At 63.6% G+C, this 20917-nt stretch carries 21 protein-coding genes and 1 tRNA gene; 11 read left to right on the top strand and 11 right to left on the bottom strand.

Translation table 11 applies throughout. The features are described 5' to 3' along the window. The first annotated feature begins 159 nt into the window (after window positions 1-159). The gene (locus Cte04_RS18170; RefSeq protein ID WP_066481928.1) at window positions 160-621 is read left to right on the top strand and encodes a Signal transduction histidine kinase; all 462 of its coding nucleotides are present in this window, start codon (window positions 160-162) and stop codon (window positions 619-621) included. On the opposite strand, the gene Cte04_RS18165 is transcribed toward Cte04_RS18170, so the two are convergent. Beyond that, the gene (locus Cte04_RS18165) at window positions 618-2027 is read right to left on the bottom strand and encodes a GNAT family N-acetyltransferase (RefSeq protein ID WP_066481925.1); all 1410 of its coding nucleotides are present in this window, start codon (window positions 2025-2027) and stop codon (window positions 618-620) included. The two genes, Cte04_RS18170 and Cte04_RS18165, sit on opposite strands and share 4 nt — an antisense overlap. A 96-nt stretch (window positions 2028-2123) precedes the next feature. Here Cte04_RS18165 and Cte04_RS18160 point away from each other — a divergent pair, with 96 nt between their 5' ends. Both Cte04_RS18160 and Cte04_RS18155 read left to right on the top strand, forming a co-directional pair. Continuing rightward, window positions 2124-3770, top strand: a complete 1647-nt coding sequence (locus tag Cte04_RS18160; RefSeq protein ID WP_066481922.1) for an NAD+ synthase — start codon at window positions 2124-2126, stop codon at window positions 3768-3770. 49 nt (window positions 3771-3819) lie between these two features. After that, the gene (locus Cte04_RS18155) at window positions 3820-4158 is read left to right on the top strand and encodes a P-II family nitrogen regulator (RefSeq protein ID WP_066481915.1); all 339 of its coding nucleotides are present in this window, start codon (window positions 3820-3822) and stop codon (window positions 4156-4158) included. Window positions 4159-4235: 77 nt separating this feature from the next. Here Cte04_RS18155 and Cte04_RS18150 read toward each other — a convergent pair whose 3' ends face one another. From Cte04_RS18150 to Cte04_RS18125, 6 genes are all read right to left on the bottom strand, one after another. Continuing rightward, complete coding sequence (locus Cte04_RS18150; RefSeq protein WP_066481896.1) at window positions 4236-4829, bottom strand: LOG family protein; 594 nt, start codon at window positions 4827-4829, stop codon at window positions 4236-4238. Then, complete coding sequence (locus tag Cte04_RS18145; RefSeq protein WP_066481891.1) at window positions 4826-5224, bottom strand: diacylglycerol kinase; 399 nt, start codon at window positions 5222-5224, stop codon at window positions 4826-4828. The genes Cte04_RS18150 and Cte04_RS18145 overlap by 4 nt, the downstream gene beginning before the upstream one ends. 32 nt (window positions 5225-5256) lie before the next feature. Beyond that, window positions 5257-5751: an RDD family protein gene (locus tag Cte04_RS18140; protein WP_245633436.1), complete on the bottom strand. Its 495-nt coding sequence runs from the start codon at window positions 5749-5751 to the stop codon at window positions 5257-5259. 63 nt (window positions 5752-5814) lie between these two features. Further along, window positions 5815-6654 (bottom strand): DUF3106 domain-containing protein, encoded by an 840-nt coding sequence (locus tag Cte04_RS18135; protein ID WP_066481880.1) that lies wholly within the window; start codon window positions 6652-6654, stop codon window positions 5815-5817. 40 nt (window positions 6655-6694) lie between these two features. Next, complete coding sequence (locus Cte04_RS18130) at window positions 6695-7168, bottom strand: DUF3619 family protein (protein WP_066481878.1); 474 nt, start codon at window positions 7166-7168, stop codon at window positions 6695-6697. Next, complete coding sequence (locus Cte04_RS18125) at window positions 7165-7731, bottom strand: RNA polymerase sigma factor (RefSeq protein WP_066481875.1); 567 nt, start codon at window positions 7729-7731, stop codon at window positions 7165-7167. The genes Cte04_RS18130 and Cte04_RS18125 overlap by 4 nt, the downstream gene beginning before the upstream one ends. A 274-nt stretch (window positions 7732-8005) precedes the next feature. On the opposite strand from Cte04_RS18125, the gene Cte04_RS18120 reads away from it, so the two are divergent. From Cte04_RS18120 to Cte04_RS18090, 7 genes are all read left to right on the top strand, one after another. Then, the gene (locus Cte04_RS18120) at window positions 8006-9793 is read left to right on the top strand and encodes an acetolactate synthase 3 catalytic subunit (protein WP_066482296.1); all 1788 of its coding nucleotides are present in this window, start codon (window positions 8006-8008) and stop codon (window positions 9791-9793) included. A 169-nt stretch (window positions 9794-9962) separates the two neighbouring features. Beyond that, on the top strand, window positions 9963-10454 hold the full coding sequence (ilvN, locus tag Cte04_RS18115) for an acetolactate synthase small subunit (protein WP_066481855.1): 492 nt from the start codon (window positions 9963-9965) through the stop codon (window positions 10452-10454). A 58-nt stretch (window positions 10455-10512) separates the two neighbouring features. Next, window positions 10513-11529 carry a ketol-acid reductoisomerase gene (ilvC, locus tag Cte04_RS18110; RefSeq protein ID WP_066481852.1) on the top strand — a complete coding sequence of 339 codons (1017 nt, stop codon included), beginning with the start codon at window positions 10513-10515 and terminating at the stop codon, window positions 11527-11529. A gap of 208 nt (window positions 11530-11737) precedes the next feature. Continuing rightward, window positions 11738-12607, top strand: coding sequence for a CDP-diacylglycerol--serine O-phosphatidyltransferase (gene pssA, locus Cte04_RS18105; RefSeq protein WP_066481851.1), 870 nt, complete (start codon window positions 11738-11740; stop codon window positions 12605-12607). Window positions 12608-12848: 241 nt separating this feature from the next. Further along, window positions 12849-14519: a 2-isopropylmalate synthase gene (gene leuA, locus Cte04_RS18100; RefSeq protein ID WP_066481850.1), complete on the top strand. Its 1671-nt coding sequence runs from the start codon at window positions 12849-12851 to the stop codon at window positions 14517-14519. A 96-nt stretch (window positions 14520-14615) separates the two neighbouring features. Continuing rightward, window positions 14616-16154 carry a 2-isopropylmalate synthase gene (locus Cte04_RS18095; protein WP_066481849.1) on the top strand — a complete coding sequence of 513 codons (1539 nt, stop codon included), beginning with the start codon at window positions 14616-14618 and terminating at the stop codon, window positions 16152-16154. 112 nt (window positions 16155-16266) lie between these two features. After that, complete coding sequence (locus Cte04_RS18090; RefSeq protein WP_066481845.1) at window positions 16267-17442, top strand: serine hydrolase; 1176 nt, start codon at window positions 16267-16269, stop codon at window positions 17440-17442. A gap of 186 nt (window positions 17443-17628) precedes the next feature. Here the strand turns inward: Cte04_RS18090 and Cte04_RS18085 are convergent, their stop codons facing one another. From Cte04_RS18085 to aat, 3 genes are all read right to left on the bottom strand, one after another. After that, window positions 17629-18462 carry an IclR family transcriptional regulator gene (locus Cte04_RS18085; protein ID WP_066481834.1) on the bottom strand — a complete coding sequence of 278 codons (834 nt, stop codon included), beginning with the start codon at window positions 18460-18462 and terminating at the stop codon, window positions 17629-17631. Between the two features lie 150 nt (window positions 18463-18612). After that, entirely contained in the window at window positions 18613-19353 is a 741-nt protein-coding gene (locus Cte04_RS18080) for an arginyltransferase (RefSeq protein WP_066481824.1), read from the bottom strand. 57 nt (window positions 19354-19410) lie between these two features. Next, a complete protein-coding gene (gene aat, locus Cte04_RS18075; protein WP_066482292.1) occupies window positions 19411-20145 on the bottom strand; it encodes a leucyl/phenylalanyl-tRNA--protein transferase in 735 nt (244 codons plus the stop codon). Window positions 20146-20353: 208 nt separating this feature from the next. Between aat and Cte04_RS18070 the strand changes: the two genes are divergently transcribed. Further along, a complete protein-coding gene (locus Cte04_RS18070; RefSeq protein WP_066481819.1) occupies window positions 20354-20674 on the top strand; it encodes a hypothetical protein in 321 nt (106 codons plus the stop codon). Window positions 20675-20735: 61 nt separating this feature from the next. Here Cte04_RS18070 and Cte04_RS18065 read toward each other — a convergent pair. Beyond that, window positions 20736-20811: transfer RNA gene (locus tag Cte04_RS18065), tRNA-Asn, on the bottom strand. Between the last annotated feature and the right edge of the window lie 106 nt (window positions 20812-20917).

Here is a 20917-nt window from a genome sequence, read left to right as displayed (position 1 = left end):
GCTGCCTGCAGCGGCTTTTTTCTTGCTCCGCAGGCGCGGCTGCGCGACCGGCGGGCGATGCCGGGCCGCGTTCATTGCTGAACCGGGCTGACGCAGCGCCTGCGCAACTTCGGGTACAACAGGGCGCAGGCCGACAATGGCCGGCTTCGAGGAACAACTATGAATCTGCGCACTTTCTCCCTGCTCATCATCGTGGCCCTGATCGCATTGCTGGCGGCGCTGAACTGGAACACGCTGGCCACGCCGTCCACCGTCTCGCTGGGCGTGGCCGAGATCCAGGCGCCCCTGGGCGTGCTCATGCTGGCGCTGACCTGCCTGATGGCCGTGTTCTTCCTGGCCTATGTGCTGTGGATGCAGGGCTCGGTGCTGATGGAGGCCCGTCGCCATGCCAAGGAGATGCAGGCGCAGCGCGACCTGGCCGACAAGGCCGAGGCTTCGCGCTTCACCGAGCTGCGCGGCGTGCTGGAGACCCTGCATGCGCAGAACCGGCAGGACCTGCTGGCCCGCATCGATGCGCTGGAGGCCCACCTCGCCAGCCGCGCCCAGGAATCCGACAACAGCACGGCGGCCTACGTGGGCCAGCTGGAGCAGCAGGTACGGCAGCTGGCCTCGCGCAGCTAAGCCTTGCGCAGCGGGCTGTGCGCTTGCAGTTCTTCGACATAGCCCGCCATGCCTTCGCCCTCGCGGTCGAGAAAGCGGCCGATGGCCTCGGCAAAGGCCGGATGCGCAATCCAGTGCGCGCTGGGCGTGACCACCGGCAGCAGGGCGCGCGCCATCTTGTGCTCGCCCTGGGCGCCGCCTTCGAAGCGCGCAAAGCCGTGCGCGATGCACCATGCGATGGGCTGGTAGTAGCAGGCCTCGAAATGCAGGCAGTCCACACGCTCCAGGGCTCCCCAGTAGCGGCCATAGGCAATCGCACCGTGCGCTATGGATACGGGAGCTTCATGCGCCAATCCCTCCTTGTTTTCTGAATGATTACATTCTGAAATTGAAGATGGTGGTGCAATGACAGCTATCAAGCTGCTAGCGATGCGCCGTCCCTGGCGTTCCGCGATGAACAGAACCCAGTGGTCTGGCATGTGCTGTGCCATGGCTTCGAAAAAGCCGGGCGTCAGATAGGGCGGGTTGCCGTGCTCCAGATAGGTGCGCTCGTAGCAACGGTAGAAGAAGGCCCAGTCCTCGGCCGTGATCTGGCGGCCTTGCCGCACCTCAAAGCGCACGCCGGCTTCGGCGACCTTGCGCCGTTCCTGGCGGATCTTCTTGCGTTTTTCCTGGTTCAGCGAGGCCAGAAAGTCGTCGAAATCCTTGAAAGGCCTGGTTTCGCCGCCGGGCCGCCCCAAGGCGAAACGCGCCCCCTCGGGGGGCAGCGAGGACGCGCCAGCGCCGAGCGTGGGGGCGGAGTCTTCGCCGCCGGGCCGCCCCAAGGCGAAACGTGCATCTTCGGTGGCCAGGGAAGACACGCCAGTACCGAGGCGTGGGGCCTCGTTCCTCCAGTGGAACTGCACCGTGCTGCGCGTCATCCAGCCGTCCTGCTCGCAGGCCTGCAGATCCGCGCCCTGGCCGAACAGCAGGTGCAGCGACGACAGCTGCGCTTGCTCGGCAAAGGCGCGCACGGCCTGAACCAGCGGCAGCCGCCATTGCGGTGCGCGCACCAGAAGGCGCGGGCCGGGCACGGGCGTGAACGGAACGGCCAGCACGCCCTTGGGGTAATAGGGCAGGCCGTGCTGCTCGTAAGCGCGGGCCCAGGCCCAGTCGAACACATATTCGCCATAGGAGTGGGCCTTGGCATAGAGTACGCAGGCCGCGAGCAGGACCTCTTCTTTGCCTGAAGCCTGCCACAGCGTGGCGACGCGGCCGATCCAGCCGGTGCGCCCGGTGGCGCTGCCGCTGCTTTCCAGCGCGGCCAGGTATTCATGGCGCATGAAAGGCGTGGGCTCGCTTTGCCGTGACAGCAGATCGTTCCAGGTCTCGGCGGGCAGCTGCTGCACGCTATCGAACATGCGAGTGATAATCGTGTTTTCGGCCATGTCCTGATTGTCGTGGCGGCCAGAGCATGCTGCAGGCCGCAGGGAGAACGTCAACACGCTCTTGGGGCCAAGGCCATACTGCCTTGCTTGCTTTCCATGACGCTTTCCATCTGCTGCGCCCAACGCAATTTCGTTGTGGGCGATCTGTCGGGCAATGCCCAGAAAATCATTGCTGCCGCCGAGCACGCCCATGCCAGCGGCGCACGCCTGCTGCTCACCCCGGAATTGTCGCTGTGCGGCTATGCGGCAGAGGACCTGTACCTGCGCCCGGCCTTCATCGCGGCCTGCGAGCAGCAGGTGACGGCACTGACCGAGGCGAGCGCCCGGTGGCCGGGCCTGGCCATCGTGCTCGGCCATCCGCAGCGCGACGAAGCCAGCGGCGCGCTCTACAACGTGGCCAGCGTGCTGCAGGATGGCAGCGTCAGGGCCCGCTACGCCAAGCAGCTGCTGCCCAACTACGGCGTGTTCGACGAGCAGCGCTACTTTGCCGCGGGCTCCGAGCCCTGCGTGGTGGATGTGGCCGGCATCCAGGTGGGCCTGCTGATCTGCGAGGATGCCTGGCATCCCGCGCCCGCCCGGGCGGCGGTGGCCGCCGGCGCCCAGCTGCTGGCGGTGATCAATGCCTCGCCGTTTCACAGCGGCAAGCAGGCCGAGCGCGAACAGGTGCTGGCCGAGCGTGCCCGCGAGTGCGGCGTGCCCCTGGTCTATGCCCATCTGGTGGGCGGCCAGGACGAAGTCGTGTTCGACGGCTGCTCGTTTGCCGTGGAGTCTAGCGGCCAGATCGCCGCACGCGCGCCGGCCTTCGAGGAAGCCCTGCCGACCATCGTGGCCCACCTGGCCGAAGGCCGCGTGCGCCTGATGGGCGAGGTGCAGCCGCTGCCGGGGCACCACCATGCGCTATGGTCGGCCCTGGTGCTGGCCGTGCGCGACTATGTGGGCAAGAACCGCTTTCCGGGCGCGCTGATCGGCCTGTCGGGCGGCATGGATTCTGCGCTGGTGCTGTCGATTGCCGTGGATGCGCTGGGTGCGGACAAGGTACGCACGGTGATGATGCCCTCGCCCTACACGGCCGACATCAGCTGGCTGGATGCACGCGAGATGTCCGAGCGCGTGGGCGTGCAGCACGAGGAAATCGCCATCGGCCCGCAGTTCGAGGCCTTCAAGGCTGCGCTGGCCGGCACTTTTGCAGGCCGGGCCGAGGACACGACAGAAGAGAATCTGCAGGCCCGCATCCGCGGCACGCTGCTCATGGCCATGAGCAACAAGTTCGGCTCCGTGGTGCTGACCACGGGCAACAAGAGCGAGATGTCCACCGGGTACTGCACGCTGTACGGCGACATGGCGGGCGGCTTTGCGGTGATCAAGGACGTGCTCAAGACCGAGGTTTTCGCGCTGGCACGCTGGCGCAATGCCAACGACCCGTTCGGCACGGGCCTGGACCCGATCCCCGAGCGCATCATCACGCGCCCGCCCAGCGCCGAGCTGCGACCGGACCAGAAAGACCAGGATAGCCTGCCCCCTTATGAGGTGCTGGACGCCATTGTTTCTCTTTATATGGAAAATGACGAAAGCATCAGCGCCATCGTGGACCGCGGTTTTGCCGCGGCCGACGTGGAGCGCGTCACGCGCCTGATCCAGATCAACGAGTACAAGCGCCGCCAGGCCCCGGTCGGCCCGCGCGTGACGGTGCGCAGCTTCGGCAAGGACTGGCGTTATCCCATCACCAACAAGTTCCGCGCCTGACGACGATGCGCCCGTGCTTTCGAATTCAATTTGTCAAGGAGTCTGCCCCATGAAGATGATTACTGCCGTTATCAAGCCGTTCAAGCTCGAGGAAGTGCGAGAAGCTCTGGCCGAGTGCGGGGTGAACGGTCTGACGGTGACGGAGGTCAAGGGCTTCGGACGCCAGAAGGGCCACACCGAGCTGTACCGCGGCGCCGAATATGTGGTGGACTTTCTGCCCAAGGTGAAGGTCGAGGTCGTGGTCCGCACGGAAGACGTGGACCGCTGCGTGGACGCCATCGTCAACGTGGCGCGCACCGGCAAGATCGGCGACGGCAAGATCTTCGTCACCCCGGTCGAGCGCGTGGTGCGTATCCGCACCGGCGAACTCGACGACACGGCCATCTGAGCCATGCCGCGCAGCCACAAAAAAGCCAGACCCCGTGTCTGGCTTTTTTGATCCGGCTGCCCGCAGGGCCGCAAGGCTCAGATCACCGAACGCAGCGAAGGCGTCTCGAGCCGGGTGCCCGAGGACTGCACCAGTTGCTGCAGCAGGGCGTCGATCTCGGCGCCGCTTTCGATCAGGCCCATCTGCCACTCGCTCATGAGGCCGTTGCCCACGCAGGACTGCAGGAACTGCAGCATGGTGTCGTAGTAGCCGTCCACATTGATGAGGCCGATGGGCTTGTCGTGGTAGCCCAGCTGGCGCCAGGTCCAGACTTCGAACAGTTCTTCGAACGTGCCGATGCCGCCGGGCAGGGCGACGAAGGTGTCGCTGCGCTCGGCCATCATGGCCTTGCGCTCGTGCATGTTCTGCACGATATGCAGCTCGTCGCAGGCCTGGTTGGCCAGCTCCTTGTCCACCAGCGCCTGGGGAATGATGCCGACCACGCGGCCGCCGGCCAGGCGCGTGGCCTCGGCCACCACGCCCATCAGGCCGCTGCGGCCACCGCCATAGACGAGCTGGCCGCCATGCTGGCCTATCCATTGGCCCACGGACTTGGCCGCTTCGGTGAACCGGGGATTGGTGCCCGGACGCGAGCCGCAATAGACACAGACGGAAAAAGCAGGATTTGTCATGCGATGAAACGATGGTAGAGGGCTGCGGCCCAGACGCCGCCACACAGCAGCAGGGACAGCAGGACGGCGGCGCTGCCCATGTCCTTGGCCTTCTTGGACAGCTCGTGCCATTCGGGGCCGATGCGGTCGATGGCGGCCTCGATGCCCGTGTTGAGCAGCTCGACGATCAGCACCAGCATGACCGTGGCGCACAGCAGCGCGGTCTGCTCCCAGCTGCGGCCGACCCAGAAGGCCGCCGGCAGCATGAACAGCGCGCAAATGGCTTCCTGCTGGAACGCCTTTTCGAACCATGCGGCGCGCAGCCCGGCAATCGAATAGGCGCCGGCATGGAAGACGCGCGACAGGCCCTTGCGGGACTTTTGCGGGTTCACGGGGTCCGGAAGAGGAAGAGTCATGGGGAGGCTGCAGGCCCTGGGTAAAAAACGACTCAGCGAACGCGCTTGGGCGCGGGTGGCTGATGGATGAGTTGGGTGCCGGCCCAGGCGTCATGCCAGAACTGCCGGCGCGGATGGAAGCGGCTGAGCAGGGCCCAGACCAGGATCCAGCCCGCCAGCAGCACCATGGCTTCGAGCACGGGCAGCCCCAGCGGAGCCAGCACGACCAGCGGCGGCAGAAACCACATCCAGCTCAGCAGATAGCGCAGCAGGGCGCGCGGCTGCGTGAGCGGCCGGCCCTGGCGGTCGACGACACGGATATGCCAGGTCTTCATGGCCAGGGTCTGGCCCTTGCTCCAGAACCAGACGAAGTAAATGCCGAGCACCACGAACATGAAGGCCTGCAGCACATGGCGGTTGTCCAGCGCATTGCGGGTCTGGGACAGCGTGCTGAACAGATATCCCGCAATGAAGACCACGCCGAACAGCAGCATGCCTTCGTAGAGCCAGCAGGCCATGCGGCGACGCAGGCCGGGCACCGCTGCCATCGGGCTGGCAGAGGAAGGAAGGCCGGGATTGCCGACGGATGCGTTGGAGCTCATCCCTGCATTTTAGGGGGTGCCGCTGCCGTCTCCCGAAGGATGCAGGCGGCTGCTGCCACTGTCCAGTGGCGGCAGCGCCATGGGCGTGGCGCTCGGAATGTCCACGGGCGCCGTCTCCACAACGGCGCCGGACGGCCGAACCGGATGCGTTTCCACCATGGCCGGCGTGGCCGGTACGGGAGGCGGCGGGTGGTGGATGGTCGCCGGCGGAATCTTGGGCGGGTTGGGCACGGTGCTGGGCGCCGCCGTGGCGGCCGGAATGCGGGCCAGCCGCTTGGCCGGTGGCGGCTTGAGGGCTGGGGCCGCCGAAGTCACCTTGGGTGCCGCGCGGGCCGCGAGCAGGCGCTTTTCCTCGTCGCTGAGTGCCTGGTAGGCCTCCCACTGGGCCTGCTTGTCGGTCGCGATCTTGTTGGTCAGCGCGAAATTGAGCCGCGCCTGGCTGCGCTGCTGGGCGCTGAGGCTGGACCAGGCCTGCATGCGGCTGCGCAGTTTTTCCTGCTCCTTCTCGCTGAGCTTGTCATAGCCTTCGGCCAGGGCCATCCAGCGGCGCTTTTGCACCGCGCCGATCATGGGCCAGCGCTCTTCCAGCGGCTCCAGCACCCGGCGCTGCGTGGCATTGAGCTCGCCCCAGCGCGGGCCCGTGGCCAGCGAGGTGGCCCGTTGCCTGGTGGCCGGATCGCCATGCATGGTCTTGGACGATGCGACGGTGGCGGGCGGCACCGTGCTGGGGGCCAGCCTGACCTGCTGCACCACGGACCAGCCCGTCCAGGCCAGTGTCATCAACAATGCCGCCGCCAGGACGGCGGCGGCATTGTCGGGGCGGATCAGGGAGCGCTTTTCAGTGGGCATTCAGGCGGTCGGTGGCGCGCGGGGCTTGCAGGGAAGAGGGTCAGTGCTGTTCGGTGGCGGTTGCCGAGGTCTTCAGGTACTGGATGAATCCGGGGTCGGCATAGGCTGCCGGCGGCAGGTCGTCAGTCAGCAGGGCCGTATCCACTTCGGTCACTTCGTGCAGAACGGTTTCATCCGACTTGACGTTGTAGATGACCAGGCCGGCAACCAGGGCAAAGACCGGAATCGCCGAAATCAGGGCGCGCAGCCAGTTGCCGCCTTCGTCGCCGCTGTCGCCGGGGCCGCCCAGCACCATGGTGCCGCCCTGGATGGAAGCGGAGGAGGCAGCCTGAGTCCTGGCATGGAGAACGCGCACCTCGCGGCGGCGCTCGGAGATGGCGCGCTCGCGCGCGGCCCGCAACCGTTCGGTGACTTCGTAGGGCAGCAAGGCTTCGCCCTCACTCAACCGGGCAGTGATCTGACGGGCGATACGGTCAGCGGCCATTTCGCATTGCAAAGAGGGCGCGGATTTCATAATTCGATTCCTTTGGCCTTGAGTGCCTTACTCAGTGTCTGGATTGCCCGGAAACAATGTGTTTTTACACTGCCTTCGGAACACCCCATGGCAGCAGCGGTTTCAGCAACATCCATCTCTTCCCAGTAACGCATGAGAAATGCCTCCCGTTGACGTGCCGGAAGCTCCTGGATCTCTTTTTCTATGCTTTGCAATACCTGCTTGCGTTCTGTCAGGTCTTCGGCGCTGTGCGCGGTCTCCTGGTTGCTGTTGCTGGCGTAGGTTTCCAGCCAGTCGAATTCGCCGTCCTCGTCCGAGGCCTCCAGGTCGCTGATGTGGGTGAAAACGGCTTTCTGGGTCTTTTGCCGCCGGAACCAGTCCAGCGTGCTGTTCGAGAGAATGCGCTGGAAAAGCATGGGCAGTTCGTCCGCAGGCTTGTCCCCGTAGTGCTGGGCCAGCTTGAGCATGCTGTCCTGCACGATGTCCAGTGCCGCCTCTTCGTCGCGGACGTGGAATACGCTGCGCTTGAATGCGCGCTTTTCTACGCCTTTGAGGAAATCGGAAAGTTCTTGTTCGGTGGCCAAGAGAGACGGGCCCTATGCAGAAGAGGAGAACGGGCGGAGCTGGACTTGCAAAGTGGGCAATTATGGCATCGGCAAATGATTTATAACGTACTGCAATGAAAGGTCTTGTTGCAGTGCGATAATCGTCGAGCAACTCAAAGAAGCAAACGGGTCACGGTCCGGCGTTCAACATTTCGCCCATGGCATGTGGCCTTAAGTCTCGCACCGGCCTCACAAGGGCTTCAGGCTAGAGGCACCCAAGGTTTTTCGTTAGAGAAATTCACAAAGGTTGATCATGGAAATCTCCAAGGCTGAGATGGTCTCCGCGGCCGCAGCATCCTCCCAGACGGGCGCCCAGGAACTGATGGGCTCCGAAATCCTCATCAAATCGCTGCAGGCCGAAGGTGTCAAGCACCTGTGGGGCTACCCTGGCGGCGCGGTTCTGTACATTTACGACGCGCTCTACAAGCAGGATTCCATCCAGCACGTGCTGGTCCGCCATGAGCAGGCGGCAGTGCATGCGGCCGACGGCTTTGCGCGCGCCACGGGCGAGGTGGGCGTGGCGCTGGTGACTTCCGGCCCCGGACTGACCAATGCCGTGACCGGCATCGCAACCGCCTATACCGACTCCATTCCCATGGTGGTGATCGCGGGCCAGACATCGACCAATTACATCGGTACCGACGCTTTCCAGGAATGCGACACCGTCGGCATCACCCGGCCCATCGTCAAGCACAACTTCCTGGTCAAGGATGTGCGCGATCTGGCCGAGACCATCAAGAAGGCCTTCCACATTGCCCGTACCGGCCGTCCGGGTCCCGTGGTGGTGGACGTCCCCAAGGATGTGTCCTTCAAGAAGGCGCTCTACACGGGTTATCCCGAAAAAGTGGAGATGCGCTCGTACAACCCGGTCAAGAAGGGCCATGCGGGCCAGATCCGCAAGGCGCTGCAGCTGCTGCTCAACGCCAAGCGCCCCTATATCTACACCGGTGGCGGCGTGCTGCTGGGCAATGCCTGCAACGAGCTGCGCACCCTGGTGGACATGCTGGGCTATCCGGTCACCCATACATTGATGGGCCTGGGCGCCTATCCGGCCAGCGACCGCAAGTTCCTGGGCATGCTGGGCATGCACGGCACGATCGAAGCCAACAACGCCATGCAGAACTGCGACGTGCTGCTGGCCGTGGGCGCGCGCTTCGACGACCGCGTGATCGGCAATCCCAAGCATTTCATGTCGGTGGAGCGCAAGATCATCCATGTGGACATCGATCCGTCCTCGATCTCCAAGCGCGTCAAGGTGGACGTGCCCATCGTGGGCGACGTCAAGGACGTGCTGGGGGAGCTGATCGCCATGCTGCGCGAATCCGCCCAGAAGCCCGATGGCGGCGCCCTGGCGCAGTGGTGGGAGACCATCGAAGGCTGGCGCAGCCGCGACTGCCTGAGCTACGACAAGGCCAATACCGAGGTGATCAAGCCCCAGTACGTGGTGGACACGCTCTGGAACATGACCAAGGATGCCGATGCCTACATCACATCCGACGTGGGCCAGCACCAGATGTGGGCTGCGCAGTACTACCGCTTCGACGAGCCGCGCCGCTGGATCAACTCCGGCGGCCTGGGCACCATGGGCGTGGGCCTGCCCTATGCCATGGGCATCAAGCTGGCCAAGCCTGAATCGGAAGTCTTCTGCATCACGGGCGAAGGCTCGATCCAGATGAACATCCAGGAACTGGCCACCTGCCGCCAGTACAACACGCCGGTGGTGGTCTGCGCGCTCAACAACCGCTATCTGGGCATGGTGCGCCAGTGGCAGGAGATCGAGTATTCGGGCCGCTATTCCAGTAGCTACATGGACTCGCTGCCCGACTTCGTGAAGCTGGCCGAGGCCTATGGCCACCGCGGCATGCTGATCGAAAAGCCTGCCGACGTGGAGGGCGCGCTGCGCGAAGCGCGCCGCATTGTCCGCGAAGAGAGCAAGACGGTGTTCCTGGACTTCCGGACCGACCCGACCGAGAACGTGTTCCCCATGGTGCAGGCGGGCCGCGGCATCACGGAAATGCTGCTGGGCGCGGACGATCTGTGATCCGCCGGGGCCGGCTTCATTTTCTTTGGATATGAAATCGGCCTCAAACCCAGAACCAGCCAGCGAAAGCAGCTACATTCATCGTAGCGTCTAATCTGACGAATCTATTGTCTGCCAAGCCTGGTGCTTACCGGCACCAGGGGAGGGCAGCGAAAAGAGGAATCTCCCAATGAAACACATCATCGCCGTGCTGCTCGAGAACGAGCCTGGAGCACTGTCTCGCGTCGTGGGCCTGTTTTCCGCCCGCGGCTACAACATCGAATCGCTGACCGTGGCGCCCACCGAGGATGCATCGCTGTCGCGCATGACCATCCAGACCACGGGTTCTGACGATGTCATCGAGCAAATCACAAAACACCTGAATCGCCTGATTGAAGTGGTTAAAGTGGTGGACCTGACGGAAGGCTCCTACACCGAGCGCGAGCTCATGATGGTGAAGGTGCGTGCCGTGGGCAAGGAGCGCGAGGAGATGAAGCGCATGGCGGACATCTTCCGCGGCCGCATCATCGACGTGACGGAAAAGAGCTATACGGTCGAACTGACCGGCGACCAGTCCAAGAACGACGCCTTCCTCCAGGCCCTGGACCGCACTGCGATCCTGGAGACCGTGCGCACCGGTGCCTCGGGCATCGGCCGCGGGGAACGCATTCTGCGCGTCTGATACCGTTTGATATTTCGTACTTTTTTAACCCCCTAGACACAAGAGACCTGGAGCCAACATGAAAGTTTTTTACGACAAGGACTGTGACCTGAGCCTGATCAAGGGCAAGACCGTTGCCATCATCGGCTACGGCAGCCAGGGCCACGCTCACGCCCAGAACCTGAACGACAGCGGCGTGAAGGTCGTGGTCGGCCTGCGCAAGGGCGGCTCCTCCTGGGACAAGGTCGGCAAGGCCGGCCTGACCGTGATGGAAGTCGACGATGCCGTGAAGGCCGCCGACGTGGTCATGATCCTGCTGCCCGACGAGAACATCCCCGAGGTGTACAAGAACAACGTCGAGCCCCACATCAAGCAGGGTGCCACCCTGGCCTTTGCCCATGGCTTCAACGTGCACTACAACCAGGTCGTGCCCCGCGCCGATCTGGACGTGATCATGGTCGCGCCCAAGGGCCCCGGCCACACCGTGCGCTCCGAGTACCTCAAGGGCGGCGGCGTGCCTTCGCTGATCGCCGTGTACCAGGACAAGTCCGGCAAGGCCCGTGACGTGGCCCTGTCCTATGCCATGGCCAACGGCGGCGGCAAGGGCGGCATCATCGAGACCAACTTCAAGGAAGAGACCGAGACCGACCTGTTCGGCGAACAGGCCGTGCTGTGCGGCGGCGCCGTGGAACTGGTGAAGATGGGCTTCGAAACCCTGACCGAAGCCGGTTACGCCCCCGAAATGGCCTACTTCGAATGCCTGCACGAGCTCAAGCTCATCGTGGACCTGATGTACGAAGGCGGCATCGCCAACATGAACTACTCCATCTCGAACAATGCCGAGTATGGCGAGTACGTGACGGGCCCCGAGGTCATCAACGAGGAATCGCGCAAGGCCATGCGCAATGCCCTCAAGCGCATCCAGAACGGCGAATACGCCAAGATGTTCATCCAGGAAGGCAAGACCAACTACCCGAGCATGACGGCCCGCCGCCGCCAGAACGCCGAGCACGCCATCGAGCAGGTGGGCGGCCAGCTGCGCGCCATGATGCCCTGGATCGCCAAGAACAAGCTGGTGGACCAGAGCCGCAACTAAACAGAGCTGCCAGGCGGCCGATGCGTTTACCGGCCGCCTTGCTCTCTTGCCAGAGGCCGCCCGATGGGCGGCCTTTTTTCATGCTGCCGATGGGCCCGATGCGCCCGGGTACACTGGTGCCAATGGCGGCGTCCTTGCGGGCCTGCTTAAAATACTATGGTTTTAATAGCTGCATGCGCCGGTCATGCAAGCAATGGAGGTCTGTTGAATGCAAAACAGCAATGAGCCCGGGGAAATGGGCGGCATGCCGCGCAAGCTGCGCAAAGGCATTTATGTGCTGCCCAATCTGTTCACCCTGGCAGCGCTTTTTGGCGGTTTCTATGCCATCGTCATGGCCATGAACGGCAAGTTCGAACTGGCGGCCGTGGGCGTGTTCTGCGCCATGGTGCTCGACAGCCTCGACGGGCGCGTGGCCCGCATGACGCATACGCAAAGCGCCTTCGGCGAACAGATGGATTCGCTGTCGGACATGGTGTCCTTCGGTGCTGCGCCCGCGCTGATCGCCTACGAATGGGCGTTGCGCCCCCTGGGGCGCTGGGGCTGGATCGCGGCCTTTGTGTACTGTGCCTGCGCGGCGCTGCGCCTGGCGCGCTTCAATGTGAACACCGGCGTGGTGGACAAGCGCTATTTCCAGGGCATGCCGTCGCCTGCCGCCGCCGCCCTGGTGGCCGGCTTCATCTGGCTGACCAGCGCGCTCATGGTCTCGCACCGCGACGTGCCCATCTTCGGCGAGGTCATCTCATGGTTCGGAGGCTATCCGACCGACCGCGAGGACCTGTCCTGGATCATGTTCGCCATCACGCTGTTCGCGGGCCTGACCATGGTGACCAACATCCCCTACTACAGCTTCAAGGACATCGGCGGCGCCAAGAGCATGCCGTTCGTGAGCCTGGTGGTCGTGGCGCTGCTGATGGCCGTGGTCAGCGTCGAGCCCGCCACCATGCTGTTCCTGGTGTTCGTCGGCTACTCGATCTCGGGCTACATCATCTACGCGTGGCGCCGTGCCAAGGGCGAACAGGTGAGCATCGTGGCCACCTCCACGGACGAGCCCGACGAGCGCGGCCTGCACGACGATTGAGGGCGCAGAAAAAAATCTGGCGACACCGACAAGACTTGTGTTAGAGTCGTTCGCATGCAAAACCTGTCGCTAGCTCTACTACTAATGTCCAACGGGCAGAGAAAGTAGCGCGCGCGTACAAACATACCCTCGTACAAACACCCTACTTGGCGGCCCGTAGCATCAGCGACGGGCCGTTTTGCTTTTGGGCGTCGCTGGAAATGGGCTCGACAACCCCAGATTTCAACGAAAGAGACTCACCATGTTGCAAAACCCCTCGACCAAATACCGCCCGTTCGCTCCCGTACGCCTCACGGACCGCACCTGGCCCGATGCCGTGATCACGAAGCCCCCGGTCTGGTGCAGCGTGGACCTGCGTGACGGAAACCAGGCCCTGATCGAGCCCATGGACATCGAGCGCAAGATGCGCATGTTCGAGCAGCTCGTGAAGATCGGCTTCAAGGAAATCGAGGTGGGTTTCCCTTCGGCGTCGCAGACCGAGTTCGACTTCATGCGCAAGCTCATCGAGGAAAAGCGCATTCCCGATGACGTGACGATCCAGGTGCTGACCCAGGCCCGCGAGCACCTGATCCGCCGTACCTTCGAGGCGCTGGAAGGCGTGCCCCGCGCCATCGTCCATCTCTACAACGCCACGGCTCCCGTGATGCGCCGCGTGGTGCTCAACATGAGCGAGGACGAGATCGTGGATCTGGCCACCACGAATGCCCAGATGTTCAAGGACATCGCCGCCAGCTATCCGCAGACGAAGTGGACCTTCCAGTACTCGCCCGAAATGTATTCGGACACCGAGCTGGAATTCTCCAAGCGCGTGATCGACGCCGTGACCGCCGTGTGGCAGCCCACGCCCGAGAACAAGTGCATCATCAACCTGCCCACCACGGTGGAGCATTCCACGCCCAACATCTTCGCCGACATGGTGGAGTGGACGCACTGCAACATCGAGCGCCGCGACAGCGTGGTGATCTCGGTGCATCCCCACAACGATCGCGGCACGGGCACGGCTGCTGCCGAGCTGGCCCTGATGGCCGGTGCCGACCGCCTCGAAGGCTGCCTGTTCGGCAATGGCGAGCGCACCGGCAACCTCGATGTGGTGAACGTGGCCCTCAACATGTATATCCAGGGCGTGCATCCTGGCCTGGATTTTTCCAACATCGACGATATCCGCGCAACGGTTGAGCACTGCAACCAGTTGCCCGTGCACCCCCGTCACCCTTACGTGGGTGATCTGGTCTACACCTCCTTCTCCGGCTCCCATCAGGATGCCATCAAGAAGGCCTTCGCCGCCCACAAGGAAGGCGACATCTGGGATATGCCCTATCTGCCCATCGATCCCAAGGATCTGGGCCGCAGCTACGAGGCCGTGATCCGCGTCAACAGCCAGTCGGGCAAGGGGGGCATTGCCTATCTGCTCGAGAGCGAATACGGTCTGCAATTGCCGCGCCGCCTGCAGATCGAGTTCAGCCAGGTGGTCCAGCGCGAGATGGATGCCAGCGGCAAGGAACTGGCCGCTGCCGACCTGTGGCAGCTGTTCCAGCGTGAATACGGCCTGCAGTCGGTCAAGGCGCCCCAGTACCGCCTGCAGGAAGACGAGGGCGTGGTCAGCATGTCGGCAGAGGTGGTGGTGGATGGCGAAAAGCATTCGCTGCAGGGCGAAGGCACGGGGCCCATCGACGCCTTCGTGCAGGCGCTGTCGGAAAAGGTCGGACGTTCCGTGCGCGTGCTCGACTATGCCGAGCATGCCATCGGCGAAGGCGCCAATGCCAAGGCCGTTGCCTATGTGGAACTGCGCGTCGACGACTCCCAGGGGGTCTACGGCGTTGGGGTGGATGCCAATATCGTGTCGGCCTCGCTTCGCGCCATCATCTCGGGATTGCAGCGCGTTCCGGCCGCTGAGGAGGCGGTAGCCGCCTGAACCAGGAGCCAGCCGGTGTGCCACAAGCACACCGGCTTTTTTTCGGCAGCCTCGATCTTTCGCGGGCGCCGTCATCAACAAGAAGAGAGACCCACCATGTCCGACCAGCTCATCATTTTCGACACCACCTTGCGCGACGGGGAGCAGTCCCCCGGCGCCTCCATGACGCGCGATGAAAAGCTGCGCATCGCGCGCCAGCTCGAGCGCCTGAAGGTCGATGTGATCGAGGCCGGCTTTGCCGCAGCTTCCAATGGCGATTTCGAGTCCATCCAGGCGATTGCGCGCGCCATCAAGGACTCCACCATCTGCTCGCTGTCGCGCGCCAACGACCGCGACATTGCGCGTTCGGCTGAGGCCTTGAAGGGTGCCAGCCGCGCGCGCATCCACACCTTCATCGCCACCAGCCCGCTGCACATGGAAAAGAAGCTGCGCATGAGCCCGGAGCAGGTGCTGGAGCAGGCCAGGCTGGCCGTGCGCTTCGGGCGCAATCTGATCGACGACATCGAGTTCAGCGCCGAGGACGGCTACCGCAGCGAGCCCGACTTCCTGTGCCGCGTGATCGAGGCGGTGATCAACGAAGGCGCCACCACCATCAATGTGCCCGATACCGTGGGCTACGCGATTCCCGAGCTGTACGGCAACTTCATCAAGGACCTGCGCGAGCGCGTGCCCAACAGCGACAAGGCCATCTGGTCCGTGCATTGCCACAACGATCTGGGCATGGCCGTGGCCAATTCCCTGGCCGGCGTGAAGATCGGCGGCGCACGCCAGGTGGAGTGCACGATCAACGGTCTGGGCGAGCGCGCGGGTAATTGCTCACTTGAAGAAATCGTCATGGCGGTCAAGACCCGCAAGGACTATTTCGGCCTGGATCTGAACATCGACCCGCAGCACATCGTGGCGGCCAGCCGCATGGTCAGCCAGACCACGGGCTTCGTGGTACAGCCCAACAAGGCCGTGGTCGGCGCGAATGCGTTTGCCCATGCCTCGGGCATTCACCAGGATGGCGTGCTCAAGGCGCGCGACACCTACGAGATCATGCGCGCCGAAGATGTGGGCTGGACTGCCAACAAGATCGTGCTGGGCAAGCTTTCGGGCCGCAATGCCTTCAAGCAGCGTCTGCAGGAGCTGGGCGTGGAGCTGGACAGCGAGGCCGCCATCAACGCCGCCTTCGCCAACTTCAAGGAGCTGGCCGACCGCAAGAGCGAGATCTTCGACGAAGACATCCTGGCGCTCGTGAATGCCCAGGGCGCGCTCGATCAGGTGGATACCTTCCACTTCATCTCGCTGGCGCAGCAGAGCGAGACGGGTGAGCGCCCACACGCGACCGTGGTCTTCAGCAGCGATGGCAAGGAAGTCAAGGCCAGCTCCGACGGCAACGGCCCGGTCGATGCCTCGTTCAAGGCCATCGAATCGGAAGTCCGGAGCGGCGCCGAAATGCTGCTGTATTCGGTCAATGCCATCAGCGGTTCCACCGAAAGCCAGGGCGAGGTGACGGTGCGCCTGCAGCGCAACGGCCGGGTGGTCAACGGCGTGGGGGCGGACCCGGATATCGTGGTCGCTTCGGCCAAGGCCTATCTCAGCGCCTTGAACAAATTGCAAGGCAATAGCGAGATTGTGGCTGCACAAGGTTGAGGACAGGATTTATAATCTCACTCAGATTATCTAAAAAGTTGTTTAAGTGTTTGTCATTAAACAACTTTTTTGCCTGAAGTAATTCCTCACATTTTGCTGCCTGGAGTATCGCATGCCGCTGCTTCGCTTATCCCGCCCCGGTCTGGTCTCTCATGCGGTGTCTTTGGCGCTGCTTGGCTGCGCTTTGGCGGTTCCCGTGGCGCATGCCGCTCCTGCCTCCAAGAAGGCGGCCAAAAAGCCCGTGGCGGCTGCGGCGCCTGCCCATAAAGCGGCGGCAAAGCCGGCTGCCAAGGCTTCGGCCAAGGTGGTTGCGGCCAAGCCTGCGGGCAAGACCAGGGTGGCGGCCACCGTGCGCGGCAAGCCCGAAAGGCTGGCGGCGGCAAAGGCGGTGCACCGCGGCGGCCGTATTGCGGCAACCAAGGTATCCGTGCCGGCACGCTCCCTGGCTGCGCCGGTGATTGCCGAACGTCTGTCCTACGGCCAGATGGCGGGCCTGCACTCGGTCACGGATCCGCTGGATCTGGAAAGCAGCGTGGCCTTCGTGATGGACCAGGATACGCACGAAGTGCTGCTCAGCAAGAACGATCAGGCCGTGCTGCCCATCGCCTCGCTGACCAAGCTGATGACCGGCCTGCTGATTTCCCAGGCGCGCCTGCCGATGGACGAGATGATCACCATCACGCAGGACGACGTGGACACCGAGAAGTTCAGCCGCTCGCGCCTGGCGGTGGGCACCACCCTGTCGCGCGCCGAGATGCTGCATCTGGCGTTGATGTCCAGCGAAAACCGTGCGGCCCATGCGCTGGGCCGCACCTATCCCGGCGGCCTGGCGCATTTCGTCCAGCTGATGAATGCCAAGGCCCAGCAGCTGGGCATGCGCGACACGCGCTATGTGGAACCCACGGGGCTGTCGAGCAGCAACCAGTCCAGCGCACGCGATCTGGCGCTGCTGGTGAATGTGGCGCACAGCGATCCGTTGATGCGTGAATACACGACCTCGCCGGGCTATGAGGTGGCCGTGGGTCGCCGCACGCTGCAGTTCAACAACACCAACCGCCTGGTCAAGAGCGACCATTGGGATATCGGCCTGCAAAAGACCGGCTATATCTCCGAAGCCGGCCGTTGCCTGGTCATGCAGGCCCAGGTCGCGGGCCGCAAGCTGATCATGGTGTTCCTGGATTCCGCCGGCAAGTTCAGCCGGATCGCCGATGCCGAACGCGTGCGCCACTGGGTGGAAGGCATGGGCCCGACAGCCAGCAGCGGCGTTTCTCACCGTATCCGCGGCTGATTCTGGCTGCCATGGCCAAGAAGGCGCTACCGAGGTAGCGCCTTCTTTTTTGTATCGCTATGCAATCAATAGTGCTCTGCGCTGGCTGGATATAGGCTGCAGATCATTATCTATATGGATTCCACAGATGGCAAGCGCTGACAGCTCACAAAAAAGAAGCGGCCTGAACCGCTTCTTTTTTGTTCCTCAGTTGTGGGTGCCGGGATTGCGTGCATAGGGATGGGCCGGCGGCACGGCGGGGCGGCTGCCGCTGAAGCCCAGCGCTGCCGAAATTTCCTGGGCCGTGGCCTGCAGGCGCGCAACCCAGCTCTCATCGAGCCGGTCCGCCGGGGCCGAGATGGACAGGCCGGCGATCAGCTTGTTCTGGTCGTCGTAAATGCCTGCGGCCATGCAGCGCACGCCGAGCTCCAGTTCTTCGTTGTCGCGCGCAATGCCGTGCTGGCGTACCTTGTCGAGTTCATGCTCGAGGTCCGCGAGCTGGGTGATGCTGAAATGGGTCTTGCCGGGAAGGCCGGTGCGCGTGGCATAGGCGCGCACCTGCTGTCCGTCGTCGGCCGCCAGAAACAGCTTGCCGTTGGATGTGAGGTGCAGGGGGGCATGGCCGCCGATGGCGCGCACCACCTGCATGCCCGAACGCTCGCTGTAGGCACGCTCCACGTAGACGATCTCGTCGCCCTGGCGCACCGAAAGGCTGACGGGTTGCTGGATCTGCCGGTACAGCTGGCGCATCGGCGTGATGGCGGCTTCACGCACGTTCAGCCGAGCCTTGACCAGATTGCCCAGCTCCAGGAAACGCATGCCCAGCCGATAGCTGCCCGATTCGGGGCGGTCGACGAAGCGGCCCAGGGCCAGGTCGTTGAGAATGCGGTGGGTGGTTGAAGGGTGCAGGCCGGTGCGCTCGCTGATCTCCTTGAGAGACACCGCTTCCTCGCGCGAGGCCAACACGTCGATCAACGTGAACATGCGCTCCAGGACCTGGACGCTAGGCTTGGCGGAGGCCGCAATATCGTCTTTTTTCATACGGTGGAGATGCGTTTCGGGATCTGGTCATTCTAGCGGTGCATCGTGGGCGGGACCATGCCATTGCGGTCGAATCGGTGCCCAATACGGAGTTTTTGCCGCAGTTTCCAGGGGTTTGCGGCAAAAAAGCCGCCATCAGCGCCCGATGCTTCAGCGGTCCACGCGTTTCCACTGTTCCTGCTGGCGGATCTCGTGCGGCAGGAATTTGGCCTTGTAGCTCATCTTGGGGCTTTCGTCGATCCAGTAGCCCAGGTAGACGTAGGGCAGGTTCATGGCGCGGGCCTGATCGATCTGCCACAGCACATTGAAAGTGCCGTAGCTGGCATGGTCCTCGGGCTCGTAGAAGGTGTAGACGGCGGACAGGCCGTCTTCCAGCACATCCAGTATGGACACCATCTTCAGCGTACCCGGGCCACTGCCGCCGGCAGGCTCGCGGAATTCGACCAATCGCGAATTGACGCGGCTTTGCAGCAGGAACTGGGTGTACTGGTCCACGCTGTCGTGGTCCATGCCCCCGCCGCTGTGGCGGTGCTGCTGGTAGCGCAGGTAGAGCTGGTAATGCTCGTCCGCGTAATGCAGGCGCTGTATGGAAGTCTGCAGATGGCCATGTCGGGCCGCGGCACGGCGCTGGTTGCGGTTGGGCTTGAACTCCTGCGCCAGGATGCGCAGCGGAATGCAGGCGCGGCAGCCATCGCAGTAGGGGCGGTAGGTGAACATGCCGCTGCGGCGAAAGCCCAGCCCTACCAGTTCCGAATAGGCGGCGTTCTGTATCAGGTGGCTGGGCGTGGCGACCTGCGACCGTGCCATGCGCCCCGGCAGATAGCTGCAGGGATAGGCGGCGGTGGCATAGAACTGCAGCGCATGCAGTGGCAAATCGTTCGGGTGCGTCATGGAAGTTTGCTGCAGCCGGCGGCTGGGCGGGCCGCTGCTTGGGCGGCCGGCTGTGCCTCAAAGCAATTGGTTCCAGTATAGGGGGGAGAAGTTCCACTGCATATCGGGATGCAGGCGCTGCTCGGCCACCGTGCGCAGGAATTGCGTGCGCGGAATCTCCCGGGCTCCCATGAAGGCCAGATGCGAGGTTGCCTGCTGGCAGTCTATCTGCGGTACGCCATGTGCCCGACAGAACGCCACCAGGGCGGCCAGTGCGATCTTGGAGGCATCGCTGGCATGGGCGAACATGGATTCGCCAAAGACCGCATGCCCGAGCGCGACGCAGTACAGCCCACCCACCAGCTTGCCGTCCACCCAGGTCTCCACGCTGTGGGCGGCGCCTTGTTCGTGCAGCTCGGTGTAGGCTTTCACGATATCGTCGACGATCCAGGTGCCGCTCTGCCCGGCGCGCGGTGTCCGGGCGCAGTGCTGCATGACGGTGGTGAAGGCGCTGTCCATGCGGATTTCGCAATGCGCCTGCGCCGTGAAGCGCTGCAGCGTCTTGCGCAGGCTGCGGTGCAGGCGAAACTGCGAGGTCTGCAGCACCATCCGCGGATCGGGCGACCACCAGAGCACGGGCTGCCCTTCGCTGAACCACGGAAATATGCCCTGCTGGTAGGCGGCGCGCAAATGCCGGGCGTCCAGTGCGCCGCCGGCCGCCAGCAGGCCGGGAATGGGGTCGTTTTCTCCCCAGGTGGTGTGGACCGGGGGGAATTCTTCTTCGGGGTGCAGCCAGGGCAGAGGATGGGACATGCGGTTCAGGAGCGATGCGAACAGCCGCAAGTCTTGCACAGCTGCAGCGGTTTGCGGCAGCTCGGCCGACCTGGTAGGGCTGGCTCCTACGAACTGAAGTCGCCACCGGGGACAGATGGAACGGCGGTTTTTGTATTAGGCTGAAACCATGGCTTGGAGAAAGGGATAGCAAATCCATGCTTCCGCTGCCAGGCAAGGAGGATGAGCGATGTTTTTCAGCAGGATTTTTGGTGGAAGCCTTGCCGAGCCGCGCTATATCCGCCGTACGCGTGCCTATCTGCAGGAGGCCCGCATGGCGATGCTGGAGCACTCGATAGCGGCTGAGTATTACCAGTCTTCGGCCGAGATGTATGCAGAGCGCGCGGCGCGGCTCGAGGAGGAGCTGCGCGCCTGGGAGCGCGGCGAGCAGCGTGTGCCCGAGGTGCCGCACCGGCATCAGGTCTACAGCTATGCCTCCTCCAAGCCGGTAGCGATGGAAGGTGCGCCCGTTCAGCCTACTGCCACCGTGGGGGTCGTGCGGGCGGCCTGAAGCGCCTATACCCCAGTGAAAAAAGAAAAAGCCTGTATGCGGACATACAGGCTTTTCAGTTTGGCTCCTCAACCTGGGCTCGAACCAGGGACCTACGGATTAACAGTCCGGCGCTCTACCGACTGAGCTATTGAGGAATGTGTCGGCTGACGGTGCCCTGAACGATTGCAGGGCGATGAATCTTGGCTCCTCAACCTGGGCTCGAACCAGGGACCTACGGATTAACAGTCCGGCGCTCTACCG

Origin of the sequence: Comamonas terrae, assembly GCF_001544075.1 — a bacterium.
GTDB lineage: Bacteria > Pseudomonadota > Gammaproteobacteria > Burkholderiales > Burkholderiaceae_C > Comamonas > Comamonas terrae.
Note: the sequence above shows the minus strand (reverse complement) of the source record. Positions and strands in the feature narration are given on the sequence as shown.

Excerpts from the sequence above, each read along its gene's own strand:
- pssA (WP_066481851.1), top strand. The coding sequence starts at position 11,738 with ATGCAAAACAGCAATGAGCCCGGGGAAATGGGCGGCATGCCGCGCAAG.
- Cte04_RS18140 (WP_245633436.1), bottom strand. The coding sequence starts at position 5,751 with ATGGCAGCGGTGCCCGGCCTGCGTCGCCGCATGGCCTGCTGGCTCTAC.
- ilvC (WP_066481852.1), top strand. The coding sequence starts at position 10,513 with ATGAAAGTTTTTTACGACAAGGACTGTGACCTGAGCCTGATCAAGGGC.
- Cte04_RS18090 (WP_066481845.1), top strand. The coding sequence starts at position 16,267 with ATGCCGCTGCTTCGCTTATCCCGCCCCGGTCTGGTCTCTCATGCGGTG.
- Cte04_RS18135 (WP_066481880.1), bottom strand. The coding sequence starts at position 6,654 with ATGCCCACTGAAAAGCGCTCCCTGATCCGCCCCGACAATGCCGCCGCC.
- Cte04_RS18095 (WP_066481849.1), top strand. The coding sequence starts at position 14,616 with ATGTCCGACCAGCTCATCATTTTCGACACCACCTTGCGCGACGGGGAG.
- Cte04_RS18080 (WP_066481824.1), bottom strand. The coding sequence starts at position 19,353 with ATGACGCACCCGAACGATTTGCCACTGCATGCGCTGCAGTTCTATGCC.
- Cte04_RS18130 (WP_066481878.1), bottom strand. The coding sequence starts at position 7,168 with ATGAAATCCGCGCCCTCTTTGCAATGCGAAATGGCCGCTGACCGTATC.
- aat (WP_066482292.1), bottom strand. The coding sequence starts at position 20,145 with ATGTCCCATCCTCTGCCCTGGCTGCACCCCGAAGAAGAATTCCCCCCG.
- Cte04_RS18165 (WP_066481925.1), bottom strand. The coding sequence starts at position 2,027 with ATGGCCGAAAACACGATTATCACTCGCATGTTCGATAGCGTGCAGCAG.
- Cte04_RS18070 (WP_066481819.1), top strand. The coding sequence starts at position 20,354 with ATGTTTTTCAGCAGGATTTTTGGTGGAAGCCTTGCCGAGCCGCGCTAT.
- Cte04_RS18145 (WP_066481891.1), bottom strand. The coding sequence starts at position 5,224 with ATGACTCTTCCTCTTCCGGACCCCGTGAACCCGCAAAAGTCCCGCAAG.
- Cte04_RS18160 (WP_066481922.1), top strand. The coding sequence starts at position 2,124 with ATGACGCTTTCCATCTGCTGCGCCCAACGCAATTTCGTTGTGGGCGAT.
- Cte04_RS18085 (WP_066481834.1), bottom strand. The coding sequence starts at position 18,462 with ATGAAAAAAGACGATATTGCGGCCTCCGCCAAGCCTAGCGTCCAGGTC.
- leuA (WP_066481850.1), top strand. The coding sequence starts at position 12,849 with ATGTTGCAAAACCCCTCGACCAAATACCGCCCGTTCGCTCCCGTACGC.
- Cte04_RS18150 (WP_066481896.1), bottom strand. The coding sequence starts at position 4,829 with ATGACAAATCCTGCTTTTTCCGTCTGTGTCTATTGCGGCTCGCGTCCG.
- Cte04_RS18170 (WP_066481928.1), top strand. The coding sequence starts at position 160 with ATGAATCTGCGCACTTTCTCCCTGCTCATCATCGTGGCCCTGATCGCA.
- ilvN (WP_066481855.1), top strand. The coding sequence starts at position 9,963 with ATGAAACACATCATCGCCGTGCTGCTCGAGAACGAGCCTGGAGCACTG.
- Cte04_RS18120 (WP_066482296.1), top strand. The coding sequence starts at position 8,006 with ATGGAAATCTCCAAGGCTGAGATGGTCTCCGCGGCCGCAGCATCCTCC.
- Cte04_RS18155 (WP_066481915.1), top strand. The coding sequence starts at position 3,820 with ATGAAGATGATTACTGCCGTTATCAAGCCGTTCAAGCTCGAGGAAGTG.